This is a genomic window from Acinetobacter sp. R933-2, assembly GCF_030325485.1.
Taxonomy (GTDB): Bacteria; Pseudomonadota; Gammaproteobacteria; order Pseudomonadales; family Moraxellaceae; genus Acinetobacter; species Acinetobacter sichuanensis.
In genome coordinates this window covers 446,770-470,867 of the sequence record NZ_JACAIJ010000001.1, presented here as the reverse complement: position 1 = coordinate 470,867, position 24,098 = coordinate 446,770, and the positions used below count along the sequence as shown (strand labels likewise).

Annotated in this window: 22 protein-coding genes and 1 riboswitch; of the genes, 16 read left to right on the top strand and 6 right to left on the bottom strand. The window is 38.4% G+C overall.

Annotation, left to right across the window (positions count from 1 at the left end; genetic code table 11):
* Positions 1-12: 12 nt before the first annotated feature.
* From aceE to recJ, 10 genes are all read left to right on the top strand, one after another.
* Entirely contained in the window at positions 13-2,715 is a 2,703-nt protein-coding gene (gene aceE, locus HX005_RS02345; RefSeq protein ID WP_286376146.1) for a pyruvate dehydrogenase (acetyl-transferring), homodimeric type, read from the top strand.
* A 2-nt stretch (positions 2,716-2,717) separates the two neighbouring features.
* Positions 2,718-4,658 (top strand): 2-oxo acid dehydrogenase subunit E2, encoded by a 1,941-nt coding sequence (locus HX005_RS02340; RefSeq protein ID WP_286376145.1) that lies wholly within the window; start codon positions 2,718-2,720, stop codon positions 4,656-4,658.
* Positions 4,659-4,780: 122 nt separating this feature from the next.
* Positions 4,781-4,924, top strand: a riboswitch (yybP-ykoY riboswitch).
* Between the two features lie 88 nt (positions 4,925-5,012).
* Positions 5,013-5,591, top strand: a complete 579-nt coding sequence (locus HX005_RS02335) for a TMEM165/GDT1 family protein (RefSeq protein WP_286376144.1) — start codon at positions 5,013-5,015, stop codon at positions 5,589-5,591.
* Between the two features lie 177 nt (positions 5,592-5,768).
* On the top strand, positions 5,769-6,566 hold the full coding sequence (locus HX005_RS02330) for an oxygen-binding di-iron domain-containing protein (protein WP_286376143.1): 798 nt from the start codon (positions 5,769-5,771) through the stop codon (positions 6,564-6,566).
* Between the two features lie 224 nt (positions 6,567-6,790).
* Complete coding sequence (locus HX005_RS02325; RefSeq protein ID WP_107009469.1) at positions 6,791-7,156, top strand: YkgJ family cysteine cluster protein; 366 nt, start codon at positions 6,791-6,793, stop codon at positions 7,154-7,156.
* A gap of 16 nt (positions 7,157-7,172) precedes the next feature.
* The gene (locus HX005_RS02320; protein WP_286376142.1) at positions 7,173-7,361 is read left to right on the top strand and encodes a hypothetical protein; all 189 of its coding nucleotides are present in this window, start codon (positions 7,173-7,175) and stop codon (positions 7,359-7,361) included.
* A gap of 383 nt (positions 7,362-7,744) precedes the next feature.
* On the top strand, positions 7,745-9,211 hold the full coding sequence (guaB, locus tag HX005_RS02315; RefSeq protein ID WP_107007268.1) for an IMP dehydrogenase: 1,467 nt from the start codon (positions 7,745-7,747) through the stop codon (positions 9,209-9,211).
* A gap of 119 nt (positions 9,212-9,330) precedes the next feature.
* Positions 9,331-10,665 (top strand): phosphoglucosamine mutase, encoded by a 1,335-nt coding sequence (glmM, locus tag HX005_RS02310; protein WP_286376141.1) that lies wholly within the window; start codon positions 9,331-9,333, stop codon positions 10,663-10,665.
* Positions 10,666-10,683: 18 nt separating this feature from the next.
* Positions 10,684-11,340: a pyridoxamine 5'-phosphate oxidase gene (pdxH, locus tag HX005_RS02305; RefSeq protein ID WP_286376140.1), complete on the top strand. Its 657-nt coding sequence runs from the start codon at positions 10,684-10,686 to the stop codon at positions 11,338-11,340.
* Positions 11,341-13,044 (top strand): single-stranded-DNA-specific exonuclease RecJ, encoded by a 1,704-nt coding sequence (gene recJ, locus HX005_RS02300; protein ID WP_286376139.1) that lies wholly within the window; start codon positions 11,341-11,343, stop codon positions 13,042-13,044.
* A gap of 63 nt (positions 13,045-13,107) precedes the next feature.
* On the opposite strand, the gene HX005_RS02295 is transcribed toward recJ, so the two are convergent.
* Positions 13,108-13,878, bottom strand: a complete 771-nt coding sequence (locus HX005_RS02295) for a putative porin (protein ID WP_286376138.1) — start codon at positions 13,876-13,878, stop codon at positions 13,108-13,110.
* 310 nt (positions 13,879-14,188) lie between these two features.
* A complete protein-coding gene (locus HX005_RS02290) occupies positions 14,189-15,037 on the bottom strand; it encodes a putative porin (RefSeq protein WP_286376137.1) in 849 nt (282 codons plus the stop codon).
* Positions 15,038-15,224: 187 nt separating this feature from the next.
* Here HX005_RS02290 and prfB point away from each other — a divergent pair.
* The 3 genes from prfB (at position 15,225) to HX005_RS02275 (ending at position 17,906) form a co-directional block, all read left to right on the top strand.
* Positions 15,225-16,320 (top strand): peptide chain release factor 2 gene (gene prfB, locus HX005_RS02285; protein WP_107007262.1). Its coding sequence is split into 2 segments (ribosomal slippage): positions 15,225-15,296 and positions 15,298-16,320, totalling 1,095 coding nucleotides; the frame shifts between segments, so codons are not numbered across the junction.
* A gap of 162 nt (positions 16,321-16,482) precedes the next feature.
* Complete coding sequence (locus tag HX005_RS02280) at positions 16,483-16,782, top strand: ArsR/SmtB family transcription factor (RefSeq protein ID WP_130072367.1); 300 nt, start codon at positions 16,483-16,485, stop codon at positions 16,780-16,782.
* A 50-nt stretch (positions 16,783-16,832) separates the two neighbouring features.
* On the top strand, positions 16,833-17,906 hold the full coding sequence (locus HX005_RS02275; RefSeq protein WP_286376136.1) for an alkene reductase: 1,074 nt from the start codon (positions 16,833-16,835) through the stop codon (positions 17,904-17,906).
* Between the two features lie 10 nt (positions 17,907-17,916).
* Here the strand turns inward: HX005_RS02275 and HX005_RS02270 are convergent, their stop codons facing one another.
* Together HX005_RS02270 and HX005_RS02265 are read right to left on the bottom strand one after the other, a co-directional pair.
* A complete protein-coding gene (locus HX005_RS02270; RefSeq protein WP_286376135.1) occupies positions 17,917-19,104 on the bottom strand; it encodes a GGDEF domain-containing protein in 1,188 nt (395 codons plus the stop codon).
* A gap of 378 nt (positions 19,105-19,482) precedes the next feature.
* Positions 19,483-20,397: an alpha/beta hydrolase gene (locus HX005_RS02265; RefSeq protein ID WP_286376134.1), complete on the bottom strand. Its 915-nt coding sequence runs from the start codon at positions 20,395-20,397 to the stop codon at positions 19,483-19,485.
* Positions 20,398-20,553: 156 nt separating this feature from the next.
* On the opposite strand from HX005_RS02265, the gene HX005_RS02260 reads away from it, so the two are divergent.
* A complete protein-coding gene (locus HX005_RS02260) occupies positions 20,554-20,982 on the top strand; it encodes a DUF2147 domain-containing protein (protein WP_107007258.1) in 429 nt (142 codons plus the stop codon).
* 80 nt (positions 20,983-21,062) lie between these two features.
* Here HX005_RS02260 and HX005_RS02255 read toward each other — a convergent pair whose 3' ends face one another.
* Both HX005_RS02255 and HX005_RS02250 read right to left on the bottom strand, forming a co-directional pair.
* Positions 21,063-21,410: a Spx/MgsR family RNA polymerase-binding regulatory protein gene (locus tag HX005_RS02255; RefSeq protein ID WP_107007257.1), complete on the bottom strand. Its 348-nt coding sequence runs from the start codon at positions 21,408-21,410 to the stop codon at positions 21,063-21,065.
* A 508-nt stretch (positions 21,411-21,918) separates the two neighbouring features.
* Positions 21,919-22,743 carry an exodeoxyribonuclease III gene (locus HX005_RS02250; RefSeq protein ID WP_286376133.1) on the bottom strand — a complete coding sequence of 275 codons (825 nt, stop codon included), beginning with the start codon at positions 22,741-22,743 and terminating at the stop codon, positions 21,919-21,921.
* 40 nt (positions 22,744-22,783) lie between these two features.
* On the opposite strand from HX005_RS02250, the gene pyrE reads away from it, so the two are divergent.
* Both pyrE and HX005_RS02240 read left to right on the top strand, forming a co-directional pair.
* A complete protein-coding gene (gene pyrE / locus HX005_RS02245) occupies positions 22,784-23,434 on the top strand; it encodes an orotate phosphoribosyltransferase (RefSeq protein ID WP_107007255.1) in 651 nt (216 codons plus the stop codon).
* A gap of 83 nt (positions 23,435-23,517) precedes the next feature.
* Complete coding sequence (locus HX005_RS02240) at positions 23,518-24,036, top strand: hypothetical protein (RefSeq protein ID WP_286376132.1); 519 nt, start codon at positions 23,518-23,520, stop codon at positions 24,034-24,036.
* The last annotated feature ends 62 nt before the right edge of the window (positions 24,037-24,098 follow it).

Genomic DNA, 24,098 nt, shown 5'->3' with positions numbered 1-24,098 from the left:
AGTAGATGGGATATGGCGTATTATGGTGATACCGACGCTCAAGAAACACAAGAGTGGCAAGATGCCTTCGATTCTGTGTTGCAACATATGGGAACTGAGCGTGCTGCATTCTTATTAGAAAAACTCTATCAGCAAGCGATTTCTAAGCATGTTCCTATTCAGCGATTAAATACCCCCTACTTAAATACCATTCCTGTGGAAGAAACTCCTGCAATGCCAGGCGATGCAGATATGGAGCGTCGTATTCGTGCGCTCATTCGTTGGAATGCATTGGCAATGGTGCTACGTGCCAACAAAACAGGTGATGATCTTGGTGGTCACTTGGCAAGTTTTGCTTCTTCTGCAACGCTTTATGATGTCGGTTTTAACCATTTCTTCCGTGCGAACAGTGACCACTTTGGTGGTGACATGATTTATTATCAAGGACACTGTGCTCCTGGTATTTATGCACGTTCTTTCTTAGAAGGTCGTTTGACTGAAGAGCATTTAAATAATTTCCGTCGTGAAGTGGATGGCGTGGGTTTACCATCATACCCACATCCGTATTTAATGCCTGATTATTGGCAGTTCCCGACGGTATCAATGGGTCTTGGTCCGATCATGTCGATCTATCAAGCACACATTCAAAAGTATTTGATGAACCGTGGTTTAATCAAAGAAGAAAACCGTAAAGTGTGGGCTTACCTTGGCGATGGTGAAATGGATGAACCTGAAAGTACAGGTGCAATTTCACTCGCAGGTCGTGAAAAACTCGATAATCTTATTTGGGTGGTGAACTGTAACTTACAGCGCCTTGATGGTCCTGTGCGTGGTAATGGTAAAATTATCCAAGAGCTTGAGTCATTGTTCCGTGGCGCAGGTTGGCGTGTGATCAAAGTCGTTTGGGGTCGTCATTGGGATCCGCTATTAGCGAAAGATGAAACAGGCGCTTTAAAAGCCATTATGGAAGAAGCGGTAGATGGTGATTATCAGCGTTATCAAGTAAAAGGTGGTGCATATACACGTGCGCACTTCTTTGGTCGCTACCCTGAAGCAGAAGAGCTGGTGAAAAACTTAAGCGATGAAGATATTGATAATCTCAATCGTGGTGGTCATGACCCATATAAAGTTTATGCAGCTTATGCCGAAGCGATGACTGCTAAAGGTCAACCAACTGTTATCTTAGCGAAAACAGTGAAAGGTTATGGTTTATCTGAAGAGATTGAAGCGGTGAATAAAACGCATCAGATTAAAAAGATGCAGCTTGAATCTTTAAAATATGTACGTAATCGTTTTAACTTACCATTTACTGATGAGCAACTTGAAGAAGTTCCGTTCTATCGTCCAAGTGAAAACTCGCCTGAATTAAAATACATGAAGGCGCGTCGTGAAGCATTGGGTGGTTATTTGCCTGCACGTCGTAAAGAAAGCGAACAATTGGCGATTCCTGAATTATCAGTTTTTGATGCAGTTTTGAAAGGCTCTGCAGGTAAAGAACAGTCGACCACCATGTTAATGGTACGTTTGATTTCATCTTTACTGAAAGAAAAAGCGATTAAAGACCGTGTAGTTCCAATTGTACCTGATGAAGCACGTACATTTGGTTTAGAAGGTATGTTCCGCCAATTGGGTATTTATGCCGCACATGGTCAAAAATATACCCCTGAAGACCAAGAACAGTTAATGCATTACCGTGAAGCTAAAGACGGTCATATGCTACAAGAGGGGATCAACGAAGCAGGTGCAATGAGTGCATGGTCTGCTTTGGGTACAAGTTATTCAACCAATAACTTACCAATGATTCCAATGTATATGTATTACTCAATGTTTGGTTTCCAACGTATTGGTGATATTGCATGGGCGGCAGGTGATGCACAGGCACAAGGTTTCTTACTTGGTGCAACTGCGGGTCGTACAACGCTGAACGGTGAAGGTTTGCAGCACCAAGATGGTCATTCACATATTCTGGCGAACACGATTCCAAACTGTATTTCTTATGATCCATGTTTTGGTTATGAATTAGCAGTGATTGTGCATGATGGTTTAAAACGCATGTATGTCAACCAAGAGCGTGTGTTCTATTACTTAACTGTGATGAATGAAAACTACGAACATCCTGCGATTCCTGCAAATGCCGAAGAAGGCATTAAGCGTGGTATGTACTTATTTGAAAAAGATGACAAAGCTACTGTGCAGTTGATGGGTTCAGGTGTCATTTTACGTGAAGTGATTAAAGCAGCGAAAATTTTACGTGAAGAATATCAAATTCATGCAAACGTATGGAGTGTAACAAGCTTCAACGAATTGGCACGTGATGGTATGGCATGTGAAGAGTATAACCGCTTACATCCAATGACCGAAGAACAGAAGGAAGCATGGATCACTGAACAATTACGTGATACCAAAGGTATTATCGTATCTGCAACGGATCATATGCGTGCTTATAGTGAACAAGTGCGTGCATATTTACCTGATAACCGCCCATTCGTGGCATTAGGTACAGATGGTTATGGTCGTTCTGATACACGTGCAAAATTACGTAGTTACTTTGGTGTTGATGCAGCTCATATTGTTGTCGCAACCTTGAAGAAACTTGCTGATGAAGGCGAAGTGAATCCTCGTTTAGTGAAAGATGCAATTGTTAGCTTTGAACTAGAAACCGACCGTCCTGTGGCTTGGGCACCTCAAGCAACACCTTCAGTCAATGCTGTTGCTGACTATAAAGAGGAGAACTAATTATGCACATTACGACTCCCGATATTGGCGTAGATAAAGCCACAGTGGCTGAAATTTTGGTCAAAGTGGGTGATACGATTGCTGTCGATGACAGTATTGTATTGTTAGAATCTGACAAAGCCTCTGTTGAAGTGCCAAGCACTTCGGCAGGTGTGGTGAAAAGTATTTTAGTTCAGCAAGGTGATGAAGTCGCTGAAGGGGCTGTACTGATCGAATTAGCGGCTGAAGGTCAAACGGCAGCGCCTGTTGCTGAAACAGCACCAGTAGAAACAGCAACACAAGCCGTTGCTGCTGAAGTGAAATCAGAAACTGTTGAAACACCTGTAGCAGCTACATCTTCGCAAGTGATTGATGTTCAAGTGCCTGATATTGGTGTTGAAAAAGCCACAGTATCTGAAATTTTAGTTGCTGTTGGTGATGAAATTGCTCTAGATGACAGCATTGTGGTGGTTGAGTCAGACAAAGCGACTGTTGAAGTACCAAGTACTGTTGCAGGTATTGTTGACGCTGTGATCATCCAAGTTGGCGATAGTGTTAAAGAAGGTGTTGTATTACTGAAAGTGAAAACTGCATCAGCTACACCTGTCGCAGATGAAGTTGTTGCTGCACCAGCTAAGGCTCCTGTGGTTGAAACTGCTAAAGTTGAAGTTGCTGCACCTGTGGCAGCAGCGCCAAAAGGTGCTGTTGAAATCGCAGTTCCTGACTTGGGTGTAGATAAAGCAGCGGTGGCTGAGATTTTAGTTGCAGTAGGTGATAAGGTTGAGAAAGACCAAAGCATCATTGTGGTTGAATCAGACAAAGCAACGGTAGAAGTACCGAGTACAACAGCAGGTACCATTAAAGCTATTCATGTCACTTTGGGGCAAAATGTATCTGAAGGTATTGCTTTAGTGACCATTGAGGCTGAAGGTCAAGCTGTTGCACCTGTTGCACAAGCACCTGCTAAAGTTGAAGCACCGAAAGCAGTTGCTCCTGTTCAAACAGCATCTGAAACACACAGCGCAGATAAGTTAAGCAAAGAACAAAATGCAGCCAACTCCAAAGTCTATGCAGGTCCAGCAGTACGTAAACTTGCACGTGAATTAGGCGTGGTGTTAGCGGAAGTAAAAGCTTCAGGTCCACATGAACGTGTCATGAAGGAAGACGTTTTCGCATTTGTGAAAGTGAAATTGACAACGCCACAAGCAGCTCAGACAGTGGCTGCTCCTGTTGCTTCAGGCTTGCCAGCATTACCAGACTTTAGTGCATTTGGTGGTAGTGAAATTGCACCAATGACTCGTTTACAGCAAGTGTCTGTACCACAGTTGTCATTGAATAATTTCATTCCACAAGTGACTCAGTTTGACTTGGCAGATATCACTGAGCTTGAAGCTTGGCGTGGTGAACTCAAAGGTAAATTCAAACAAGATGGTATCAGCCTGACGATTTTGGCATTCATTGCTAAAGCGGTGGCATTCCTGTTGAAAGAAGAACCGTACTTTGCAGGTCATTTGGCAGATGATCAAAAGTCAGTTGTATTACGTAACGAAATCCATATGGGCATTGCTGTTGCAACACCTGACGGTCTTACTGTTCCTGTGCTGCGTAATCCTGATCAAAAATCAATTAAGCAAATTGCGATTGAACTGGGTGAACTCAGTAAAAAAGCCCGTGATAAGAAACTTTCACCAAAAGACTTACAGGGTGCGAACTTTACTATTACCAGCTTAGGTTCTATTGGTGGTACAGCATTTACACCTTTAGTAAACTGGCCTCAAGTGGCAATTTTGGGCATTTCACCTGCGACCATGCAACCTGTATGGAATGGTGAAGGTTTTGATCCAAAACTGATGTTACCGTTGTCATTGTCTTATGATCACCGCGTGATTAATGGTGCGGATGCGGCGCGTTTTACCAATAAACTGACCAAGCTATTGGCAGATATTCGTAATATTTTGCTGTAACTTTAGCCTTAAAAATCAATAAAAAAACCTTGCTTCGGCAAGGTTTTTTTATAGGTATACTCAAGAAAAATCGCTTTAGCTGAATTTCATTGAAAATAAAACAGAAGCAGATTAATATAGTCATACACTTCATTGGGGAGTAGCCGCTATTCACATTTTTGTGAATAGGTGATGGTCAACATAATTGTTCAACAGAACATGGTCATCATAGCAAAGAACCAATTTAACTGAAGATTCAGTTTCTTTTGTTGGCAAGACCTTTGATTTATCACTCTGCATTGGATAGGCAACTATTCATCTAGGCTAGCAGGAGGGGTAAGTCATCGGTAAATATTGCTAGCCAGAGAATATGACATGTTTAGTGCCTTTCTTATTTCTTTAGTGGTTGTTGCCTTATCAGAAATGGGTGATAAAACCCAACTCCTTGCATTATTACTTGCTGCACGTTTTCGTAAACCTGTACCGATTCTTATCGCTATTTTTCTAGCAACTGTGGTGAATCATGGTGTTTCTGCTGTACTTGGACAATGGATTACCACTGTTTTAAGTCCAATTGTTTTGTTGTGGATTGTTTCTCTTGGTTTTATTGCGATGGCAGCTTGGATGCTGATTCCAGATGAGTTGGATGATGAATCTGAAAGTATTAATAAATGGCAAAAATATGGTGTTTTTGGCGCAACATTTGTGTTGTTCTTTCTGGCTGAAATTGGCGATAAAACCCAAATTGCGACTGTTGCTTTAGCTGCGCGTTTTGACAGTATTGGTTGGGTGACATTAGGTACAACCATCGGGATTATGTTAGTGAATGCACCTGCAGTATTTATTGGTAATAAATTGGCGGATAAACTTCCAATTTCATTAATTCATAAAATTGGTGCATTAATTTTCTTGGTGATTGGTGTTGCTGCATTGGTACAACATTATTTCTTCTAATTTAAAAATGAATAGATTAAAAGCTCAATTAAGTTTGAGCTTTTTTTTGGAAAATTTAAAATAAAAATAAATCCATAAAAGTTTTATGTGTATGTATTGTAACTTTGTTAAACTACTTATATTGTGAATATTAAATTAAAAAACGATTTTATTTAAAGAATTTTTTTGGGGTTGGATATGGCTTTGGATCGTACAACATCGCAAGTGCTGTTTGATAACGGTACGCATAAATGTATTAGTTTTACCAGTTTGGTGAAAGGAGAGGGGGTACAAGCCAATCAATTTCTGATTCTTGATCATGAGCGTGCTGCGGTTTTAGATCCGGGGGGTGATTTGACTTATGTTCCACTCACCATGGAACTCAATAAATATACACGTTTACAAAACCTTGATTATGTCATGGCATCGCACCAAGACCCTGACATTATTACCTCTATGCCGCGTTGGTTGGTCTATACCGATGCCAAAGTGGTTGCTTCAAAATTATGGGCACGTTTTTTACCACATTTAAACTCTGCATTTATGAGTGATCGTATGAAAGGTGGTTGGTTAGAGCGCTTAGTTGAGTTACCTGATCAAGGAGCTGCGATTTCTTTAGGCGAATGTCAAATTATTGCTGTGCCTGCACATTTTTTACATTCGGTTGGAAACTTTCAATTTTATGATCCAATTTCCAAAATTTTATTTTCTGGTGATATGGGGGCATCTATGGTGAAAGATGCTTCGAAACCCATTGATAATTTTGCAGCACATATTCCCACAATGAAAGGTTTTCATCAGCGTTATATGTGTTCAAATCGTGTGATTCGTCTTTGGGTGAAAATGGTGCGTCAAATGGATATTGAAATGATCGTGCCGCAACATGGAACGCCTTTTGTAGGTAAAACGATGATTAATGAATTTTTGGATTGGATTGAAAATCTGCAATGTGGCATAGATTTGATGGATGAAATGGTATTTTCATACCCACAATAAATGAACAAAAAATTAGAAAAAAATATTGAGTTGAAGAAAAAAAATAATTAGGATTTGTATTACACAATGGATTTTTTCCTCATTTGAGTTGTGATCTATATTTGTTTAAAACGGGATAGATCGCCACTTTTTGATGTGTTGTAAAAACTCTGATTTATTTTTTGAAACCTCTTTCATGACTAAAAAATGAAGGAGGTTTTTTTGACCGCGAGAATTTTAAAAATATGTTGTCTCAAATCTCAGCACAGGATGCGTGCTTAAGCTGTGGGGCGTGTTGCGCCTTTTTCAGGGTTTCATTTTATTGGGCAGAAGGTGAAATTATGCCTGAAGGTGTGGTAGATGAATTAACGCCTGTCTATTCATGCATGAAAGGTACCAATCAAAAAAATCCACGTTGTGTGATGTTGTCAGGTGAAATTGGGCAACAAGTGAGTTGCACAATGTATGAACAACGCAGTTCAAGCTGTAAAGAAGTTCAAGCAGGTGATGCACAGTGTAATAAAGCACGTTCTGCACATGGTTTAATTCCATTGGTTGAAATTGAACCTGTATTACCAAGTAATGATGATGGTTATGACCAAGTTTGTTAAAGGATGAGGTCTTTTGATGACTTTTAATTTGCTTGCAGATGATGTGTATTTGACCAGTGACTTTGCCTTAGCAAAAAATAATCGGTTAATGAGTGAAATAGAAACAGCTAAAATATTGAATGTTCAATATCGTTTTGTTGATTTAAGGCTCATTCTTTATGATTCCAAGAGGCATAAAATGGCATTTGCCTATACTTCAAAATAAATGTCGTTTGAATTTATTCTGAATAATCAAATAGTCAATATACTAAATCATGCTGTTCAAGATAACTTTTTATGAGCTGTAGATCATTCCAGATTGGTGTGATTGAATTATTACAAATATAGATAACGTCATTTTCAAACAATAAATTTAAATTTGGTCTCCAGTTAGGATTGTCATTATTAGAATGTCTAAATTCAATGAAGTTCTAAGGATTGTTGTGGTGTTAAATTGACTAAAATTTTATATTCAAAGCCCATTTTGATTTTTCTTAGTGGTTGAAAAAATTGATCTAATCAAGAATAAAGCAATTCATCACAATAAAAAATGAAATTTAAACTGAAATTTGTATATAATAGCTCACGGAAATTACCAGCGAGACTGTTATGTTGACCATCGTTCAAGAAGCCCTTACCTTCGATGATGTCTTATTACTCCCTGCCTATTCTACTGTCCTCCCAAAAGATGTCTCTCTAAAGACACGCCTTACCCGCGGCATTCAACTGAATATTCCTATGGTTTCAGCAGCAATGGATACTGTGACTGAGTCACGTATGGCGATTGCAATGGCGCAAAATGGTGGTATCGGTATCCTGCATAAAAACATGGACATTTCTGCTCAGGCAGCAGAAGTTCGCCGTGTGAAAAAATTTGAAGCAGGTATGGTGAAAGACCCAATTACTGTAACACCAGAAACAACTGTACGTGAATTGATTGCGATTACTCAAGCAAACAATATCAGTGGTGTACCTGTTGTTAAAGATGGCAAAGTGGTTGGCATCGTGACAGGTCGTGATACACGTTTTGAAACCAATCTTGAACAACCTGTTAGCAATATCATGACAGGTCAAGACCGTTTAGTTACAGTACGTGAAAATGAGTCTAAAGAAAACATCCAAGCACTTCTTCAAAAAAATCGTATTGAAAAAGTGATTGTGGTTGGTGAACACAACGAACTTAAAGGCTTAATTACGGTCACTGATTTCCGTAAAGCTGAACTTTATCCAAACAGTTGTAAAGATGATTTCGGTCGTTTACGTGTTGGTGCCGCTGTCGGTACAGGTGCTGAAACACCAAGCCGTGTAGAAGCATTGGTTGAAGCAGGTGTCGATGCGATTGTGGTTGATACTGCACATGGTCATTCTGCAGGTGTAATTGAGCGCGTGCGTTGGGTAAAAGCAAACTATCCACAAGTTCAAGTCATTGGCGGTAACATTGCAACAGGTGATGCAGCATTGGCATTGCTTGATGCAGGTGCAGATGCGGTTAAAGTGGGTATTGGTCCTGGTTCAATTTGTACAACACGTATTGTTGCAGGTATTGGCATGCCACAAATTTCTGCAATTGATTCTGTTGCCAATGCATTGAAAGATCAAATTCCATTGATCGCAGATGGTGGTATTCGCTTCTCTGGTGATATGGCAAAAGCGATTGGTGCAGGTGCAAGTACAATCATGGTCGGTTCACTCATGGCAGGTACTGAAGAAGCACCTGGCGAAGTTGAATTCTTCCAAGGTCGTTATTATAAAGCATACCGTGGTATGGGTTCATTGGGTGCGATGGCAGGTGCGACAGGTTCTGCTGACCGTTATTTCCAAGACTCAAAAGCGGGCGCTGAAAAATTAGTACCAGAAGGTATTGAAGGTCGTGTACCGTACAAAGGTCCAATGGGCAATATCGTGCATCAAATGATGGGTGGTTTACGTTCATCTATGGGCTATACAGGTTCTTCAACAATCGAAGATTTACGTCAAAATGCGAAGTTTGTAAAAATTACCGCAGCAGGTATGTCTGAGTCACATGTACATGATGTAACAATTACAAAAGAAGCGCCAAACTACCGTGTTGGTTAATATTTTCGTGTAATTTTACATTTTAAAACCGCCATTTTATGGCGGTTTTTTTATTTTGGTGTAAAGTAATGCGATTGAAAATCAACTGTTAAACAACACGATAAATAAGCGGGTAAAAAATGAGTTATTTTGGTACAGACGGGATTCGAGGCAAATTTGGTGAACTCCCAATTACCCCAGAATTTGCATTAAAACTAGGATTTGCAGCAGGAAAAGTATTAAAGCAAATCAGTCCAAAAACTAAGCCTATTGTTGTTTTAGGTAAGGATACACGTCTTTCTGGTTATATTTTAGAAGCTGCATTACAAGCAGGTTTAAATGCTGCGGGTGTTTATGTGCATTTGCTTGGACCATTACCTACGCCAGCAATTGCACATTTAACACGTGCTTTGCATGCCAATTTAGGTATTGTGATTTCGGCATCACATAATCCATATTTTGATAATGGAATTAAATTCTTTTCTGGTGAAGGTAAAAAACTACCTGATGCAATTCAAGAAGCGATTAACCAAGAATTAGAAAATGAAATAGTCATTGATGATAATGCAAACTTAGGAAAAAGTGTGCGCGTCAATGATGCAAATGGACGTTATATTGAGTTTTGTAAATCAACATTCCCATATCATTACAACTTGCGCCATTTAAAAATTGTGGTGGATTGTGCGCATGGTGCAGCTTATAGCGTTGGACCTGCTGTTTTCCGTGAGTTGGGTGCAAAAGTTATAGCTTTATATAATGAACCAACAGGTTTAAATATTAATGAAAGTTGTGGCTCAACACATCCTGAAAAGTTACAAGCTGCTGTAGTTGAACATCAAGCTGATCTTGGGATTGCTTTTGATGGTGATGCTGACCGTGTTGTTATGGTCGATCGTCATGGTAACCTGATTGATGGTGATCACATTTTGTATATCTTAGCGACTCAAGCCAATACTAAACCTGCTGGGATTGTGGGTACAGTGATGAGCAATATGGCGCTTGAACTCGCTTTAGAAAAAGCACAAGTACCTTTTGTACGTGCCAAAGTGGGTGACCGTTATGTATTACAAAATCTTGAAGAAAATAATTGGGTGATTGGTGGTGAGCCATCAGGACATATTTTGACTTTGGATAAGAGTACAACAGGTGACGCAATCATTGCCGCATTGCAAGTATTAACGGTTATGGTTGAACAAGATAAAGCTTTAGATGAGTTGGTTGCAGACTTTAAATTATTACCGAATGTTTTAGTGAATATTCGTTTAGAGCAAATGTTTGATCCTTTTGCAATTCCTGCATTAGTTGCAGAATTTGATCAAGTTGAAGCAAAACTTAAAGGACGTGGTCGTATTTTGATTCGTAAGTCAGGGACTGAACCTGTTATTCGTGTCATGGTTGAAGGCGATGATCAGCAAGAAGTAATTGATTTAGCTAACCATTTGGCAGATCAAGTACGTCAAAACGCTAACGCTTAATATAAAAGAGGAAAGTTCATGAGTGATGTAATTAAAGATTTAAGTGAGCTGCGTCTGACTTATCAAAAAGATGAACTGCATGAGGAAAATGTGGATATCTATCCACATGAGCAATTTCTTCAATGGTTTAACTCTGCTTTAAATGCAAATCTTCATGAACCTTATGCAATGTCACTGGCAACTGCGGACGGTCAAGGTCGTCCGCATGTACGCACTGTTTTGTTACGTGGTGCAACGCAAGATGGTTATGATTTTTACACCAATTATGACAGCCAAAAAGGTCTAGATTTAGCTGCAAATCCTTATGCAGAAATTTTATTTTATTGGTCTGAATTAGAGCGACAAATTCGTATTAGTGGGCGAGTGACTCGGATTTCTGAACAGGAATCAACAGACTATTATCATAAGCGACCGCGTGACAGCCAAATTGCAGCACATATCAGTACGCCACAAAGTGGGGTGATTGCAAGCCGTGAGTTATTACAACAACGCTTTAAAGACTTACATGATCAGGTTGAGCAACAAAATGAATTAGCCAAACCAGAATTTTGGGGTGGTTATCGTTTACAACCCGATCATTATGAGTTTTGGCAAGGTCGCCCAAATCGATTACATGATCGCTTGATTTATAAAAAAGAAAATAGTCTCTGGACTTTACAACGTTTGATGCCGTAAATGTCAAAAATTAAAATTCAACAACGCCCCTTTATCACACGCCCTGAAAACATTCAGGGCGTCTCCTCATTTGTTGCCGATATTTTGGCACGCCGTGGTGTGCAATCTGAGCAAGAGCTAGAGTTAAAATTAAAGTATTTACTTGCGCCGACGATGAAAGGTCTTGATCAAGCCATTAAAATTATTGATCAAGCAATTGATACACAGAAAAAAATCGTTATTGTTGGCGATTATGATGCCGATGGTGCAACCAGTACAGCCTTGATGATTCTTGCTCTGACTGAAATGGGCGCGAATGTTAATTATCTAGTCCCTGACCGTTTTAAATATGGTTATGGCTTAACGCCAAAAATTGCTGATTTAGCTTTTGAAATGTATCAACCTGATTTGTTAATCACGGTAGATAATGGAATCTCGAGCCATGCAGGTGTAGCACAAGCGCAAGCCCATGCTATGCAAGTCATTATTACAGATCATCATTTAACAACAAAAGAAACGCCACAAGCAGAGGCGGTGGTCAATCCAAATCAATTAGGCTGTGAATTTGCAAGTAAAGCTTTGGCAGGTGTCGGCGTTGCATTTTATTTACTGGCAAATTTAAGTAGTTATCGTGCAAAGTTAGCCAAATCCACTGCAAAAATGTCGCAATATTTAGACTTGGTTGCATTAGGTACTTATGCTGATGTTGCAAGTTTAGACTATAACAACCGAATTTTGGTTGATGCAGGATTAAAGCGGATTCAGCAAAATCAGTGCCGTGTTGGCATCAGTGCATTATTGGATATTGCAGGACGAGATCCTGCCCAGTTACAAGCATCAGATTTGGGCTTTGTTCTTGGTCCACGTATCAATGCTGCTGGACGTATGGAAACTATGGATATTGGTATTGAGTGTTTGTTAGCAACCGAAATGCAAAGTGCTTATGCTTTGGCACAACAATTAAATGATTTGAATCTTGAGCGTCGACAGGTCGAGTCACAAATCAAGCAAGAGGCTTTGCAGGCACTTGAGCAATTGCAGCTGGATCATCAAAACCTGCCGGCAGCATTGGTGCTGTTTGAAGAAAGCTGGCACCAAGGGGTCATTGGGATTGTGGCGGGTCGTTTAAAAGAACAATTCCATCGACCAAGTATCGTCTTTGCAGCAGATAAAGATGGGCTTCATATCAAAGGTTCGGCACGTTCTATTGATGGTATTCATATTCGAGACTGTATTGAAAAAGTGGCAGAACAGCATCCTCACTTGGTCAGTTTTTTTGGTGGTCATGCAGCAGCAGCAGGTTTGACGATCAAAAAACAGCATTTTGAAGAATTTAAACAAGTTTTTAATCAACTCATTGCCCAATCTGATGCTGAGTTATTTCAAGCAACTTTATGGACAGATGGCGAATTAGCTGTGCAAGATTTTCAAATCCACACTGTAAATTTGCTAGAAAATTTAGGTCCTTGGGGGCATAAATTTCCTGCTCCAATTTTTGAAGGTCAGTTTAAGGTCGTGGAGCATCGTTGGCTAAAAGAAGTGCATTTGAAGTTAAAGGTCGCTTTACAAGATGGACGATGTGTTGATGCGATTGCTTTTAATGCACGAGATAAATTTCAGTTTGATTCTACACAAGAAAAAGTTCATCTTGTTTATGAACTAGATAAAAATCAATTTAATGGAAATGTAAGTTTACAACTTAGAATTTTGCATTTAATGCATTGATTTGATATAAAAATAAAAAAACCGCTCATGTTGAGCGGTTTTTTTATATGTGATCTATGCGGCTTAGAAACGGTAGCCTGCACGTACACCATAAGTATTATAGTCGTCACCAAAACCAACACGACCTTCAACACTTACATTTTGATTTAAGAATTTCTTAGCAGAAACACCGAATTCATCACGTTCTGTTAAGTCATTGTTGTAGTAATCAGCACCAACACTTAAAGTTTTGTCTAGGTATAAATCACCACGAACTCGGTATTCGTCTAAATCACCAAAGGCACCAAATGCTTCAAAGTTGGCATCGTATTGACCCACTTGAGTAACATATTTGGCACGAACTGTTGGGTCTACGCCATCATCGCCATGTTTTGCATCATAGCCTGTTAAACCTAAAGCAAGTAATAAACCTGGTGCTGGTAAGTAACCGACTTCAGCGCCGTAAGTTGTTACTTTAGAGTCAATCGGTGTGTTGTCTACTTCAAGTTCATCGCGACCTACACGACCACTGACATAAAAATCACTGCCTGGCACATAATATTCAATACCTGCACCATATTGCGTATCTTTTACACCATCGTTATCTGCATAACCGACATTGGCTTTTACATTACTTGCGCGGTCAAGGAAGGCTGCTTCATTTAAAGGTGAATTACGTGTTTGTACTGGGTTAAAATAATAAGTTCCATCTACACCAAATTGATGAGTTGCATCAAAATCATCCCAATCAGTATAAGTATAAGAACCGCCTACTTCTGCTTGATAAGCATTTGCAGCACTTGAAACTGCGATCGCTGATAGTGCGATTGCTGAAGCTAACGCTAGTTTTTTCATGGATTCTTCTCCCCTCTGAAATATGATTTCATTCGTGTTTTAAATCTTTTGTTACAACTTCAGTCTAAGGGAAATAAAAAACGCGTCAATCACTGCAAAGTAACAGAACTGTAATGTTGGTAATTTTGTGTAAAATTACAACACTAATTATTTGATTTTTAAACAATAAAAACATTGTTTTGTTTTATTAAAATTGTGTGAATATTATGAATAATCTTGATATTTAGGTAAAAAATAAGAGAAAAGTGTAATTAAAAAGCACCTCATGTATGAAATGCTTCAATATTTTATCTAAATCATTCTTATATTTTTAGAAGCGGTAAGTTGCATTTACATGAACGCCTTGCAAGTCATCACCAAAACCAACTTCACCTCCAAGCGCTAAGTTTTGGTTGATGAAATATTGTGAACGTACTGAGAAAAAATCAATATTACTGTGATTATCATCTTGTAGTGTGTAGCTTGCACCTAAGCTAAAAGCGTAATTAAAATAATAATCTGTAGCTAAGGTAAATTGGTCTAGATCACCAAAAGTACCCTCAGCTTCAACGTTTAAATATTGTCCACTTTGCCCAAGGGAAGTAACATATTTGGCTTTTAGTGCAAGATTGGCTTGGTCATCTTCATCTGTTGTATAACCGTCAATACCAGCAGCAAGTAATAAATTACTGACTGGCATAAAGCCGACCAATGCACGATAGGTTGTTACATCAACATCGTGAGTATATTTCTCTTTTCCACCATTTACATGTGCAATAGTTTGATCTTGAAGTTGGCTATAACCAATTTCACCATTCACATAAAATTGCTGATAAAAATATTCTAAACCACCTACAACAGAATGAATATCACGTTCACTTTTGGCAATCGCATTATGAGCACCAAACATATCAATATAATTTTCACTTTCTAGAAAATTATAGCGATATGTGCCATAGAGATTGCTTACGTTTCCTAAAAAAGCAGCTTCATTTAGAGGAGCACTTTTCGTTTGTACTGGCGAAAAATAGAATGTCGCTTTGGCATCAAGCTGATGGTCGGTTTTGGTAAAATCATCATCATGATTTAAATAGGTAAAGCCACCCTCAATTTGAGCATCATAAGCAAAACTAGACATAGTGAGTGTTGCTAAAGTACAAGCGATGAATACACGTTTCATGAATTCCCCATTCAGTTTAGGTTATTGTTGTTTAAGAAAATTGTCATAAATAATGAGCGTGAATTGTTCATAGAATATTCATTTTGGTCAATACCGTTGTCGGACAGAAACGCAAATTCTTATCTTTTATTGACTCTGTGGTAGAATGCCTGCGAATTAAACATTATTAACTGTGAGATGAAAGCGCGTGGAAATTAATCCTTATCTAATACAGCTAAAAGACTTAAACGACCGTGGTCAAACACTACGGGGGTATCTTTGACTACGATCTAAAGAAAGAGCGTTTAGAAGAGGTACTTCGCGAACTAGAAGACCCTGCCATCTGGAATGATCAGAGCCGTGCGCAGGCGATGGCAAAAGAAAAAGGCGAGCTTGAAAACGTCATTAATGTACTTGAAGGCTTAGCCACTCAGCTAGAAGATGCTCAGGCAATGCTTGACCTTGCTGTTGAAGCTGAAGATGAAAGCTTGCTTGCAGATGTTCAGGCTGAATTAACTTCTGCTGAAGAAGAATTGGCAAAACTTGAATTCCGCCGTATGTTCAGTAACCCAATGGACCCGAACCCATGTTATGTGGAAATTCAGGCAGGTTCTGGCGGTACAGAAGCACAGGACTGGGCTTCAATGTTACTGCGTATGTATATGCGTTGGATCGAGCGTCATGGTTTTAAAGCCGAACTGATGGAAGAATCGGATGGTGATGTGGCAGGGATTAAATCTGCAACCATTCGTGTTGAAGGTGAATATGCCTACGGTTGGTTACGTACCGAATCGGGTGTACACCGTTTAGTCCGTAAGTCACCGTTTGACTCAGGTAACCGTCGTCATACGTCATTCTCAGCAGTATTCGTTTCACCTGAAGTCGATGACAATATTGAAATTGATATTAACCCTGCCGATGTACGCACAGATACTTATCGTGCGTCTGGTGCAGGTGGTCAGCACATTAACAAAACGGACTCTGCGGTACGTTTAACGCATGCACCAACAGGCATCGTGGTGGCGTGTCAGAACCAACGTTCACAACATGCCAACCGTGACCATGCATGGAAACAGTTACGTGCAAAACTGTATGAACTGGAAATGAGTAAACGTAACGAAGCAGCACAGGCACTTGAAGACTCCAAGTCTGATATTGGTTGGGGCAGTCAGATTCGTTCGTATGTATTGGATGATTCACGTATTAAAGACTTACGTACAGGCGTGGAAAATTCCAACACAGGTGCGGTGCTTGATGGTGATCTGGATAAATTTATTGAAGCGAGCTTAAAGCAAGGGCTTTAATCGCTGAAATTAAATTTTGATAAAAAGCAAAGCATTATCTGCATGTTTACAATATATCTAAAATAATCGATATTAAAATCGAAAAAATACGATATATTAAGTTTAACAATGCTGGATAATGCTTTGTTGTGAATTTGAATGTGTCTGATACGAGTTATAAGTATGGATATTGATTTAATTTCTAAAGCTTTGGCAAATCCGACTCGACGGCAGATCTTGGCGTGGTTGAAAAACCCGCAGCAATATCTGTGTGAAGAGCAGTGCGGAGGCTTTAGTCGTGGGGTCTGTGCAGGGAATATCGAAAAACTCGGTAAGGTCTCACAATCCACCATGTCAAATCATTTGTCTGTGTTACAACAGTCAGGTCTAATTCAGGCTGAAAAATATGGTCAATGGTCTTATTTTTCTCGCAATGAAGCCCTTATTCAGCAATATATTGAACATTTACAGCAAGCACTGTAAGACTCAGTAGAGGCTGAGATTCTCTCTCTTTGGTGCTGAATGAGGCAAAAATGGCTGAACTGAATTCTCCGCTTATTTTAGGCGATTTACACCTTAAAAACCGTGTCATCATGGCACCTTTAACCCGCAGTCGTGCGACCATAGACCGTGTTCCTACCGCAATGATGGCAGAGTACTATGCTCAAAGAGCAAGTGCAGGTTTAATCATTTCTGAAGCGACGGTGATTTCTGAACAAGCCAATGGTTATTTAAACACGCCGGGATTATTCACCGATGCTCAGGTTGAAGGCTGGAAGCTGACCACGCAGGCAGTACATGACAAGGGTGGTTTGATTGTTGCTCAACTTTGGCATGTCGGACGTGTTTCACATCCTGATCTATTGGGTGGTGAAACGCCTGTTTCTGCAAGTGCGGTACAGCAGGCAGGGCAAGTCAGTTTACTGCGTCCAAAACGTGATTATGTTGTGCCACGTCCATTGGAAATTGCAGAAATTAAAAGCATTGTTGAACAATATAAACAGGCTGCAATCCGTGCCAAAGATGCAGGTTTTGATGGTGTGGAACTCCATGCTGCCAATGGCTATTTGATCGATCAGTTTTTACAGAGCAAAACTAATCAGCGTGATGATGAATACGGCGGTTCTGTGGAAAACCGTGCCCGTCTATTGCTTGAAGTGACTGATGCCTTGATTGAAGTCTGGGGTGCAGGTCGTGTAGGTGTGCATCTAGCACCTCGTGGCGATGAACATGATATGGGCGATGCTGATCCACGTGAAACATTTGGCTATGCGCTCGAAGAATTGGGTAAACGTAAAATCGCGTTCTTCTTTACCCGTGAGCATATTGATGAAGGTAGCATCAGTGGTTATTTAAAACAGCGTTCAGGTGGCGTACCTTATATTGCCAATATGAAGTTAAGCCGTGCAGATGCAATTGATTTATTGGCTTCAGGCAAAGCCGATGCCGTGTCTTTTGGTAAAGCCTATATTGCCAACCCTGATCTATATGAACGCCTACTTCAGGATGCACCTTTGAATGAACTGGTATTTGAAAATATGATCGGTTCACAAACAGCAGAAGGCTATATTGATTATCCTGCTTTAGAAGTAGAGCATAGTGCTTAAACTTGATTATTCAAGATTTTAGCGTTTTATGTTGGAATGACTGAAATGTTGTTCCATCATAAATTTGTACTTGATTTCGTCCTGCTTGTTTGGCGTGATAGAGTGCTTGATCTGCTAAATAAATCGCTTGATCAATATTCGATTGAGGGCAAGTTAGCCCTAAACCAAAACTAGCCGTCAGATAAATTTGTTGCCCATCATTGAGTTTTAAAGGATGGTTGGCAATCGTTTTTCTACACTTTTCTGCGATTTCTAAAGCTTGTGTTTCTGTAATTTGTGGTAAGAGTAAAATAAATTCTTCACCACCATAACGCGCAACAATATCCGTTTTACGAACTGAAAGAGACAATGTTTTTGCGATGTGTTTGAGTGCCAAATCACCTGTATAGTGCCCATATTGATCATTAATTGCTTTGAAATGGTCTAAATCCAGTAAAATAATGAGATAAGAGAGCTGTTGTTTTTGTAACTCTTTAATTTTTTCATTAAAAAAACGTCGATTATACAAACCCGTTAATGGGTCTATTTGGCTAATCTCTTGAAATAAAGATTCTCTATGACGCCATTGTAGTAAAAGTATTTCAAAGAAAAGTAGACCCGCAAATAACACAGGTATAATGAAATAAATCATACTATAAACCCAAAAATTATTATGATAGGGAATACTATTTAATAATTGATGGCTAAAAATAGGTGCATAAGGAATGATGTTTTTAGTGGTCAGATAAATTAAGGCAGAAAAAATAGATGTAGCTAAAATTAAATTAAAATAAATAATTTTTTGGTTAAATAAAACTAATCCTATACCTGTTACACAAACACTCGTGAAAATCGTTGCAGGACTATAAATTCCAACTAGATAACCGTCTAAAACTAAAATTAAAATAAAAGTTGTAATCACAAAGTAGCTAAAATAATGATTTATCCATGTCTTTTTATGATTGAAAATACTGACAATAATTAAAATCGTTAAGCAAATAATCGAAATAATATTGATCATAAGCTGATTTTTTAATAATGAAATATTTAACCATTGCCAAAGTGTTGGTGTGATTAAAATATAAACTTTCCACATAATCCAGATTAAATGAATTAAAATAGCCAATACCAAAACTAAAATACATTTATGAATGTTAGACCAACTCATAATAATATTAGACTGTATATAACTGATCATTTTTTTTGCTAAATTATTCATGGGAGTTATATTAAATCCATTTTATTTTGGTTAGATTAACTCGTTATTCATGTATTTCCTATACATGCTCTAAAAATGTAGAATATTTTAAGAAAAAATACAGTATTTTTATGGGAGCATTTTGAAATTTAATCTGTTATGAAGCTGACCGAGGAGACATTTTGCATATAGTTTCAGTCAGTACTAAATAGACTAAAAGAGAAAATAATGCATAGATGATGTGCGATGAAATTATAAACCTAAATGATTATTTTCTGAATGTTTTTTATTTAAAATTATTAAAGAATTGTATTTTATAAATTATTTCTAAAAATGTCATGCAAGCAGAGCAGTAAGCAGCTATTTAGCCACTGACTGCTTTTTGTTTTAAAAAATTGATCAAGTTTGATCAAGTCGATGAGCAAAGTCAGCAATATCAGCAAGTGCTTTTTTGGCTTCATCAAACCATGGGCTAAACATCTGAAAGTTATGCCACATGCCTGTATAGAGTTTATAGGTGACATCGACATCAGATTTTTTGGCTTTTTTCTCAAAACGGATGGCATCATCCATCAAGATTTCTTTTGAACCCACTTGAACAAGGGTAGGTGGAAGACCTGAAAAATCACCAAAAATAGGTGAAATTTCAGGAATTGAAGGATCTATATCTTTAGGGACATAGTAACTAATTCCTGTTTCTAAAGCTTCTACAGAAAGTAAGGCATCATGTTTTTGGTTATAACGTAAAGATTCACTGGTTAATGTTAAATCTAAAAAAGGTGACATTAAAATTAAGCCACTTGGTAGATGTTCTGGATCTTCTTTTTTGAGTTTTAAGGCAAGAGCTAAAGCTAAATTTGCACCACAAGAATCCCCTGAAACAATAATATCTTTTGGTTGTACGCCTTGATCCATCAGCATTTGATAAATGTCATAAATCGCATCACTTGCTTCAGGATATTGATGATCAGGTGCTAATGGATAGTCCACATGTAAGACTTGCATTTGTGTTCGAACAGCGATTTCAGATAAAAAAGCCCGATGTGTTTTGAGTGAACCAACGAAAAAAGCACCACCATGAATGTGAAAAATCATCTGTGTAGTCGTGGCTTGCGGCTTTATTTCTTCAGCATGTATGCCCGCAATACGCAAAGAACGAAGCACAACATCTTTTGGTTGAGGAAAAACACGTGTGAGTTGTTCAAGAGCAAAACGCACAGCAGTCGGTGGGAGATTTAAGCGACTTGGCATTTTAAAACTGGTCTTTAAAATAGCTTCTGTGATGAATTGTTTCATTAACGGATTAATCTTCATGCTTTTTCCATTTTGTTTGATCTTTACTGTTTTTATTTGTTGAATGACCAACATTATTTACAAGGGTACACTAAATAGTCACATTCAAAAATTGCATATTTGTTGCAATTTTTGAATACTATCATATGTTAATGATGACTAGGGAAATCAACAAAAATGAAAAAAATAGCACTGATGATCGGCTTATTCGCAGCGACGGCATTTGCTAATGCAGCAGATCCACTCAATGGTACAGTATGGAAAACCATTGATGATGAAACCAAACAGCCGAAAGCGATCGTGAAATTTACTGAGCAAAGTAATGGCACACTTTCTGCCACGATCCAAAGTATTGTGACGCCAGGCGAAGAAAATGTATGTACGAAGTGTGAAGGCAAGTATCACAATAAATCTTTGAAAGGTGTCACCATTGTTCATGGATTAAAAAATGTAAATGGTAAATATGAAGGCGGTACAATTCTTGACCCTAAAAATGGCAAAAGCTATAAGCTAAAAGGTGAGTTAGCAGGCAGTAAACTCAACCTTCGTGGCTATATGGGCGTTTCGGCTTTAGGTCGTAACCAAACTTGGATTCGTGCTAACTAATTTTTGCATCAATCATGTGAAAAAGCTCGATATTAATATCGAGCTTTTTATTGTTTATTAAACAGCAGATAGACACTATTTTATTTTAAAGCTTTGATTTTTTCTTCATCAAAGCCGACGACATATTGTTCATCTTTTTCAATAACAGGACGCTTGATCATGCTGCTATGTGCGATTAAAGCTTGAATCAGATTGTCTTGGTTTTCTAAAGCTTCTTTTTGTTCTTGTTCAGAAAGTTTTTTCCATGTTGTGCCTTTTTTATTGAGAATAAGCTCTTGTCCTAATTGGTTGAGCCATCTTTTTAATGTTTCAGCATCAATACCTTGTTTCTTATAATCATGAAATTCATAAGGAATAGACAGTTCATTGAGTAAGTCAAACGCTTTTTTCATCGAACTACAGTTTTTGATTCCGTAAATTTTCAACATAATATATAACCTATTTGTCTTTAAATTTTGATATTGCTGAATTTTAGGGTAGCAAAAAAAATGCGTGGACTAAAACCATTTAAAATTTAAAATGGGAAATATAATGTGAAAATATAAGTTGTCATAAAAATGAAAGATAAAGTCTTTAAATTAATTGCTATAAACATGAAGAAAAATTATAAAGATAAACAACGAAAAGACTTGAAAATAACAAAGTAATTATTTAAAACATAAGAAAGAGAAAACCCGCATCTAATCATCCTGACTATGCGGGTCTCAGTACAACGTCCAATGTCAAATCCATTAAAAATATAAACTTGCGTTTAGTATTTTCCTTTCGTCCTACGGCGTCCTATCCTTTTGCTGTCATCCTGACAATGTCCCTGTGCCGTGAGACAATAATGCGCTTATTGGGGTGAAGAAAAAATACGATAACACGACAAGTATTGTGAGATATTTACACTTATTAAGTGAACAAGTGTTCACTTAATGGTGAGGGTTCTATATTTTAAACTGATAATTGATAGTCAATAATGACAGGTGCATGGTCACTAAACCATTGTTCTTTATAGACCCAAGCGTTGACAGTACGGGTTTTCCAGTCAGGTGAGCATGCCTGATAGTCAATGCGCCAACCGACATTTTTTGCTCGTGCTTGTCCTCGATTTGACCACCAAGAGTAAACATCAGCTTCTTTGCGTACTTCACGGAAGGTATCTACATAGCCTAAATCATCATAAATATGATCGAGCCAAGCACGTTCATGCGGTAAGCAGCCTGATGCTTTTTGGTTGCCTGACCAGTTTTTAATATCAATACGTTTATGCACAATATTGTAATCACCACAGACAATGACTGATTTATTTTCATCACGCCATTTTTTTAGAATGACTTTATATTCTTCTAAAAAATGATCTTTGCGTGCTTGTGCTTCATCACCTGAAGAACCTGAAGGAAGGTAAAGGGAACAGATATGTACGTTTTGTTCTAAACCAAGATCAAATTCAGCACTGATAAAACGACCTTGTGAATCGGCTAATTCAAAACCTAAACCATCTTTGATGGAAACAAAAGGTAATCGGCTATAAATAGCAGTCCCTGCATAGCCTGCTTTTTCTGCGGGAAATAGATGCGTGTACCAACCTTCAGGTTTAAATTTATCAGTCCACTGTGTATGTGTGATCCGACTTTCTTGCATACAAATGACATCCGCCTCAGACTGTTCAAGCCAATCTAGCAAGCCTTTTGTGACAGATGCACGTAAACCATTTACGTTAATTGAGACAACTCTTAAAATTTTTTGATCACTTGGATAGCTACTCTTTGGTATCATGCGCAAGTCTTACCTCTATTACAGAATTTCGGAGCACCTCATGACATCAGCAGCGACATTCAATCCGCAAACTTTTATCGAACTTGCCTTATCACGTGGTGTGCTTAAATTTGGTGAGTTTACTTTAAAATCAGGTCGTGTGAGTCCTTATTTTTTTAATGCAGGCTTACTCAATGACGGTGAAGCATTATCGCTGTTAGCACAAGGTTATGCAGATAAACTCACACAATGTAACAATGTTGAAGTGATCTTTGGTCCAGCTTATAAAGGCATTCCTTTTGTTGCTGCAACGGCTGTTGCACTTTCTCAAGTTCATGGCGTAAGTGTGCCTTGGGGTTTTAACCGTAAAGAAGCAAAAGATCATGGTGAAGGTGGTGTTTTGGTTGGTGCTGCGGTTGAAGGCAAAAAGGTTTGGATTATTGACGATGTTATTACGGCAGGCACAGCAATTCGTGAAGTCGTGACGGTTCTTAAAAATGCAGGTGCAAGTATTGCAGGTGTATTGGTTGCGTTAGATCGTCAAGAAAAAGGTCAAGGTCAACTTTCTGCGATTCAAGAAGTACAAAAAGAGTTAGAAATTCCTGTACATGCTTTGATTACCATGAAAGATTTGATGGACTATTTAGATGCAAAAGGTGAAAAAGAAGCCTTAGCTAAAATGGAAGCATACCGTGTGAAATACGGTATTTAATCTTTTAGATTACATAATTAAGATTTAAGGAGCGTATCGCTCCTTATTTTTGTTAAATAGATTTGCTTCAGGTTAATGCACTCATGGTGTTTTTAGTTTTGGTTGCTGTTGTTGTTATATTTGGTTTTGTTATTGTGCAAAAAATGGATGAGCGACGCTGGCAACGTTATCAGTTTGAACGAGATATGTTTTTTAGATCTCATCCCTTAGTTATTGAAGATACAACAGAATTTTCCTATCAACTCAAGATCAGCTATGCAGCTCAGCGTAAGATCATTACTGAGCAGATGTTGAAACCGACAGCACAGCCATATTATAAAAAAGTACGCTTACAACGTGTGCCAGAGTCTCAGCATGAAAAATATATGATCGATGTGATGTTAAAAGACATTAAAATTGGTCAATTAGATTATATTTATGCACAACAGCTTGGGCAGTATTTGGAAAAAACGGATTTTAAAGTTGGGCGCCCAATAGAAGTATTATCCGAAATTTTGGTTATCCAAAAAAGTGAATATGAATTAGGTTGTCAAATTCGTTTAAATTTGCCTGCTGACTCAACAGAAATTGAATATTTGGAAGTTAAAGAGCAAAGTAAATAATGCTCAATCATTTTCAGTCATACTTAGTTTTCAAAGTCCAAGAAGAAAAATAATAACAGGGA

Coding starts and splice junctions, on each gene's coding strand:
- HX005_RS02275 (WP_286376136.1), top strand. CDS start 16,833: ATGGCTGAACTGAATTCTCCGCTTATTTTAGGCGATTTACACCTTAAA.
- HX005_RS02265 (WP_286376134.1), bottom strand. CDS start 20,397: ATGAAGATTAATCCGTTAATGAAACAATTCATCACAGAAGCTATTTTA.
- pdxH (WP_286376140.1), top strand. CDS start 10,684: ATGAGTGATGTAATTAAAGATTTAAGTGAGCTGCGTCTGACTTATCAA.
- HX005_RS02260 (WP_107007258.1), top strand. CDS start 20,554: ATGAAAAAAATAGCACTGATGATCGGCTTATTCGCAGCGACGGCATTT.
- HX005_RS02330 (WP_286376143.1), top strand. CDS start 5,769: ATGGCTTTGGATCGTACAACATCGCAAGTGCTGTTTGATAACGGTACG.
- glmM (WP_286376141.1), top strand. CDS start 9,331: ATGAGTTATTTTGGTACAGACGGGATTCGAGGCAAATTTGGTGAACTC.
- HX005_RS02325 (WP_107009469.1), top strand. CDS start 6,791: ATGTTGTCTCAAATCTCAGCACAGGATGCGTGCTTAAGCTGTGGGGCG.
- recJ (WP_286376139.1), top strand. CDS start 11,341: ATGTCAAAAATTAAAATTCAACAACGCCCCTTTATCACACGCCCTGAA.
- HX005_RS02240 (WP_286376132.1), top strand. CDS start 23,518: ATGGTGTTTTTAGTTTTGGTTGCTGTTGTTGTTATATTTGGTTTTGTT.
- HX005_RS02335 (WP_286376144.1), top strand. CDS start 5,013: ATGTTTAGTGCCTTTCTTATTTCTTTAGTGGTTGTTGCCTTATCAGAA.
- HX005_RS02340 (WP_286376145.1), top strand. CDS start 2,718: ATGCACATTACGACTCCCGATATTGGCGTAGATAAAGCCACAGTGGCT.
- aceE (WP_286376146.1), top strand. CDS start 13: ATGGCGTATTATGGTGATACCGACGCTCAAGAAACACAAGAGTGGCAA.
- HX005_RS02295 (WP_286376138.1), bottom strand. CDS start 13,878: ATGAAAAAACTAGCGTTAGCTTCAGCAATCGCACTATCAGCGATCGCA.
- guaB (WP_107007268.1), top strand. CDS start 7,745: ATGTTGACCATCGTTCAAGAAGCCCTTACCTTCGATGATGTCTTATTA.
- HX005_RS02290 (WP_286376137.1), bottom strand. CDS start 15,037: ATGAAACGTGTATTCATCGCTTGTACTTTAGCAACACTCACTATGTCT.
- HX005_RS02255 (WP_107007257.1), bottom strand. CDS start 21,410: ATGTTGAAAATTTACGGAATCAAAAACTGTAGTTCGATGAAAAAAGCG.
- HX005_RS02320 (WP_286376142.1), top strand. CDS start 7,173: ATGACTTTTAATTTGCTTGCAGATGATGTGTATTTGACCAGTGACTTT.
- pyrE (WP_107007255.1), top strand. CDS start 22,784: ATGACATCAGCAGCGACATTCAATCCGCAAACTTTTATCGAACTTGCC.
- HX005_RS02250 (WP_286376133.1), bottom strand. CDS start 22,743: ATGATACCAAAGAGTAGCTATCCAAGTGATCAAAAAATTTTAAGAGTT.
- HX005_RS02280 (WP_130072367.1), top strand. CDS start 16,483: ATGGATATTGATTTAATTTCTAAAGCTTTGGCAAATCCGACTCGACGG.
- HX005_RS02270 (WP_286376135.1), bottom strand. CDS start 19,104: ATGAATAATTTAGCAAAAAAAATGATCAGTTATATACAGTCTAATATT.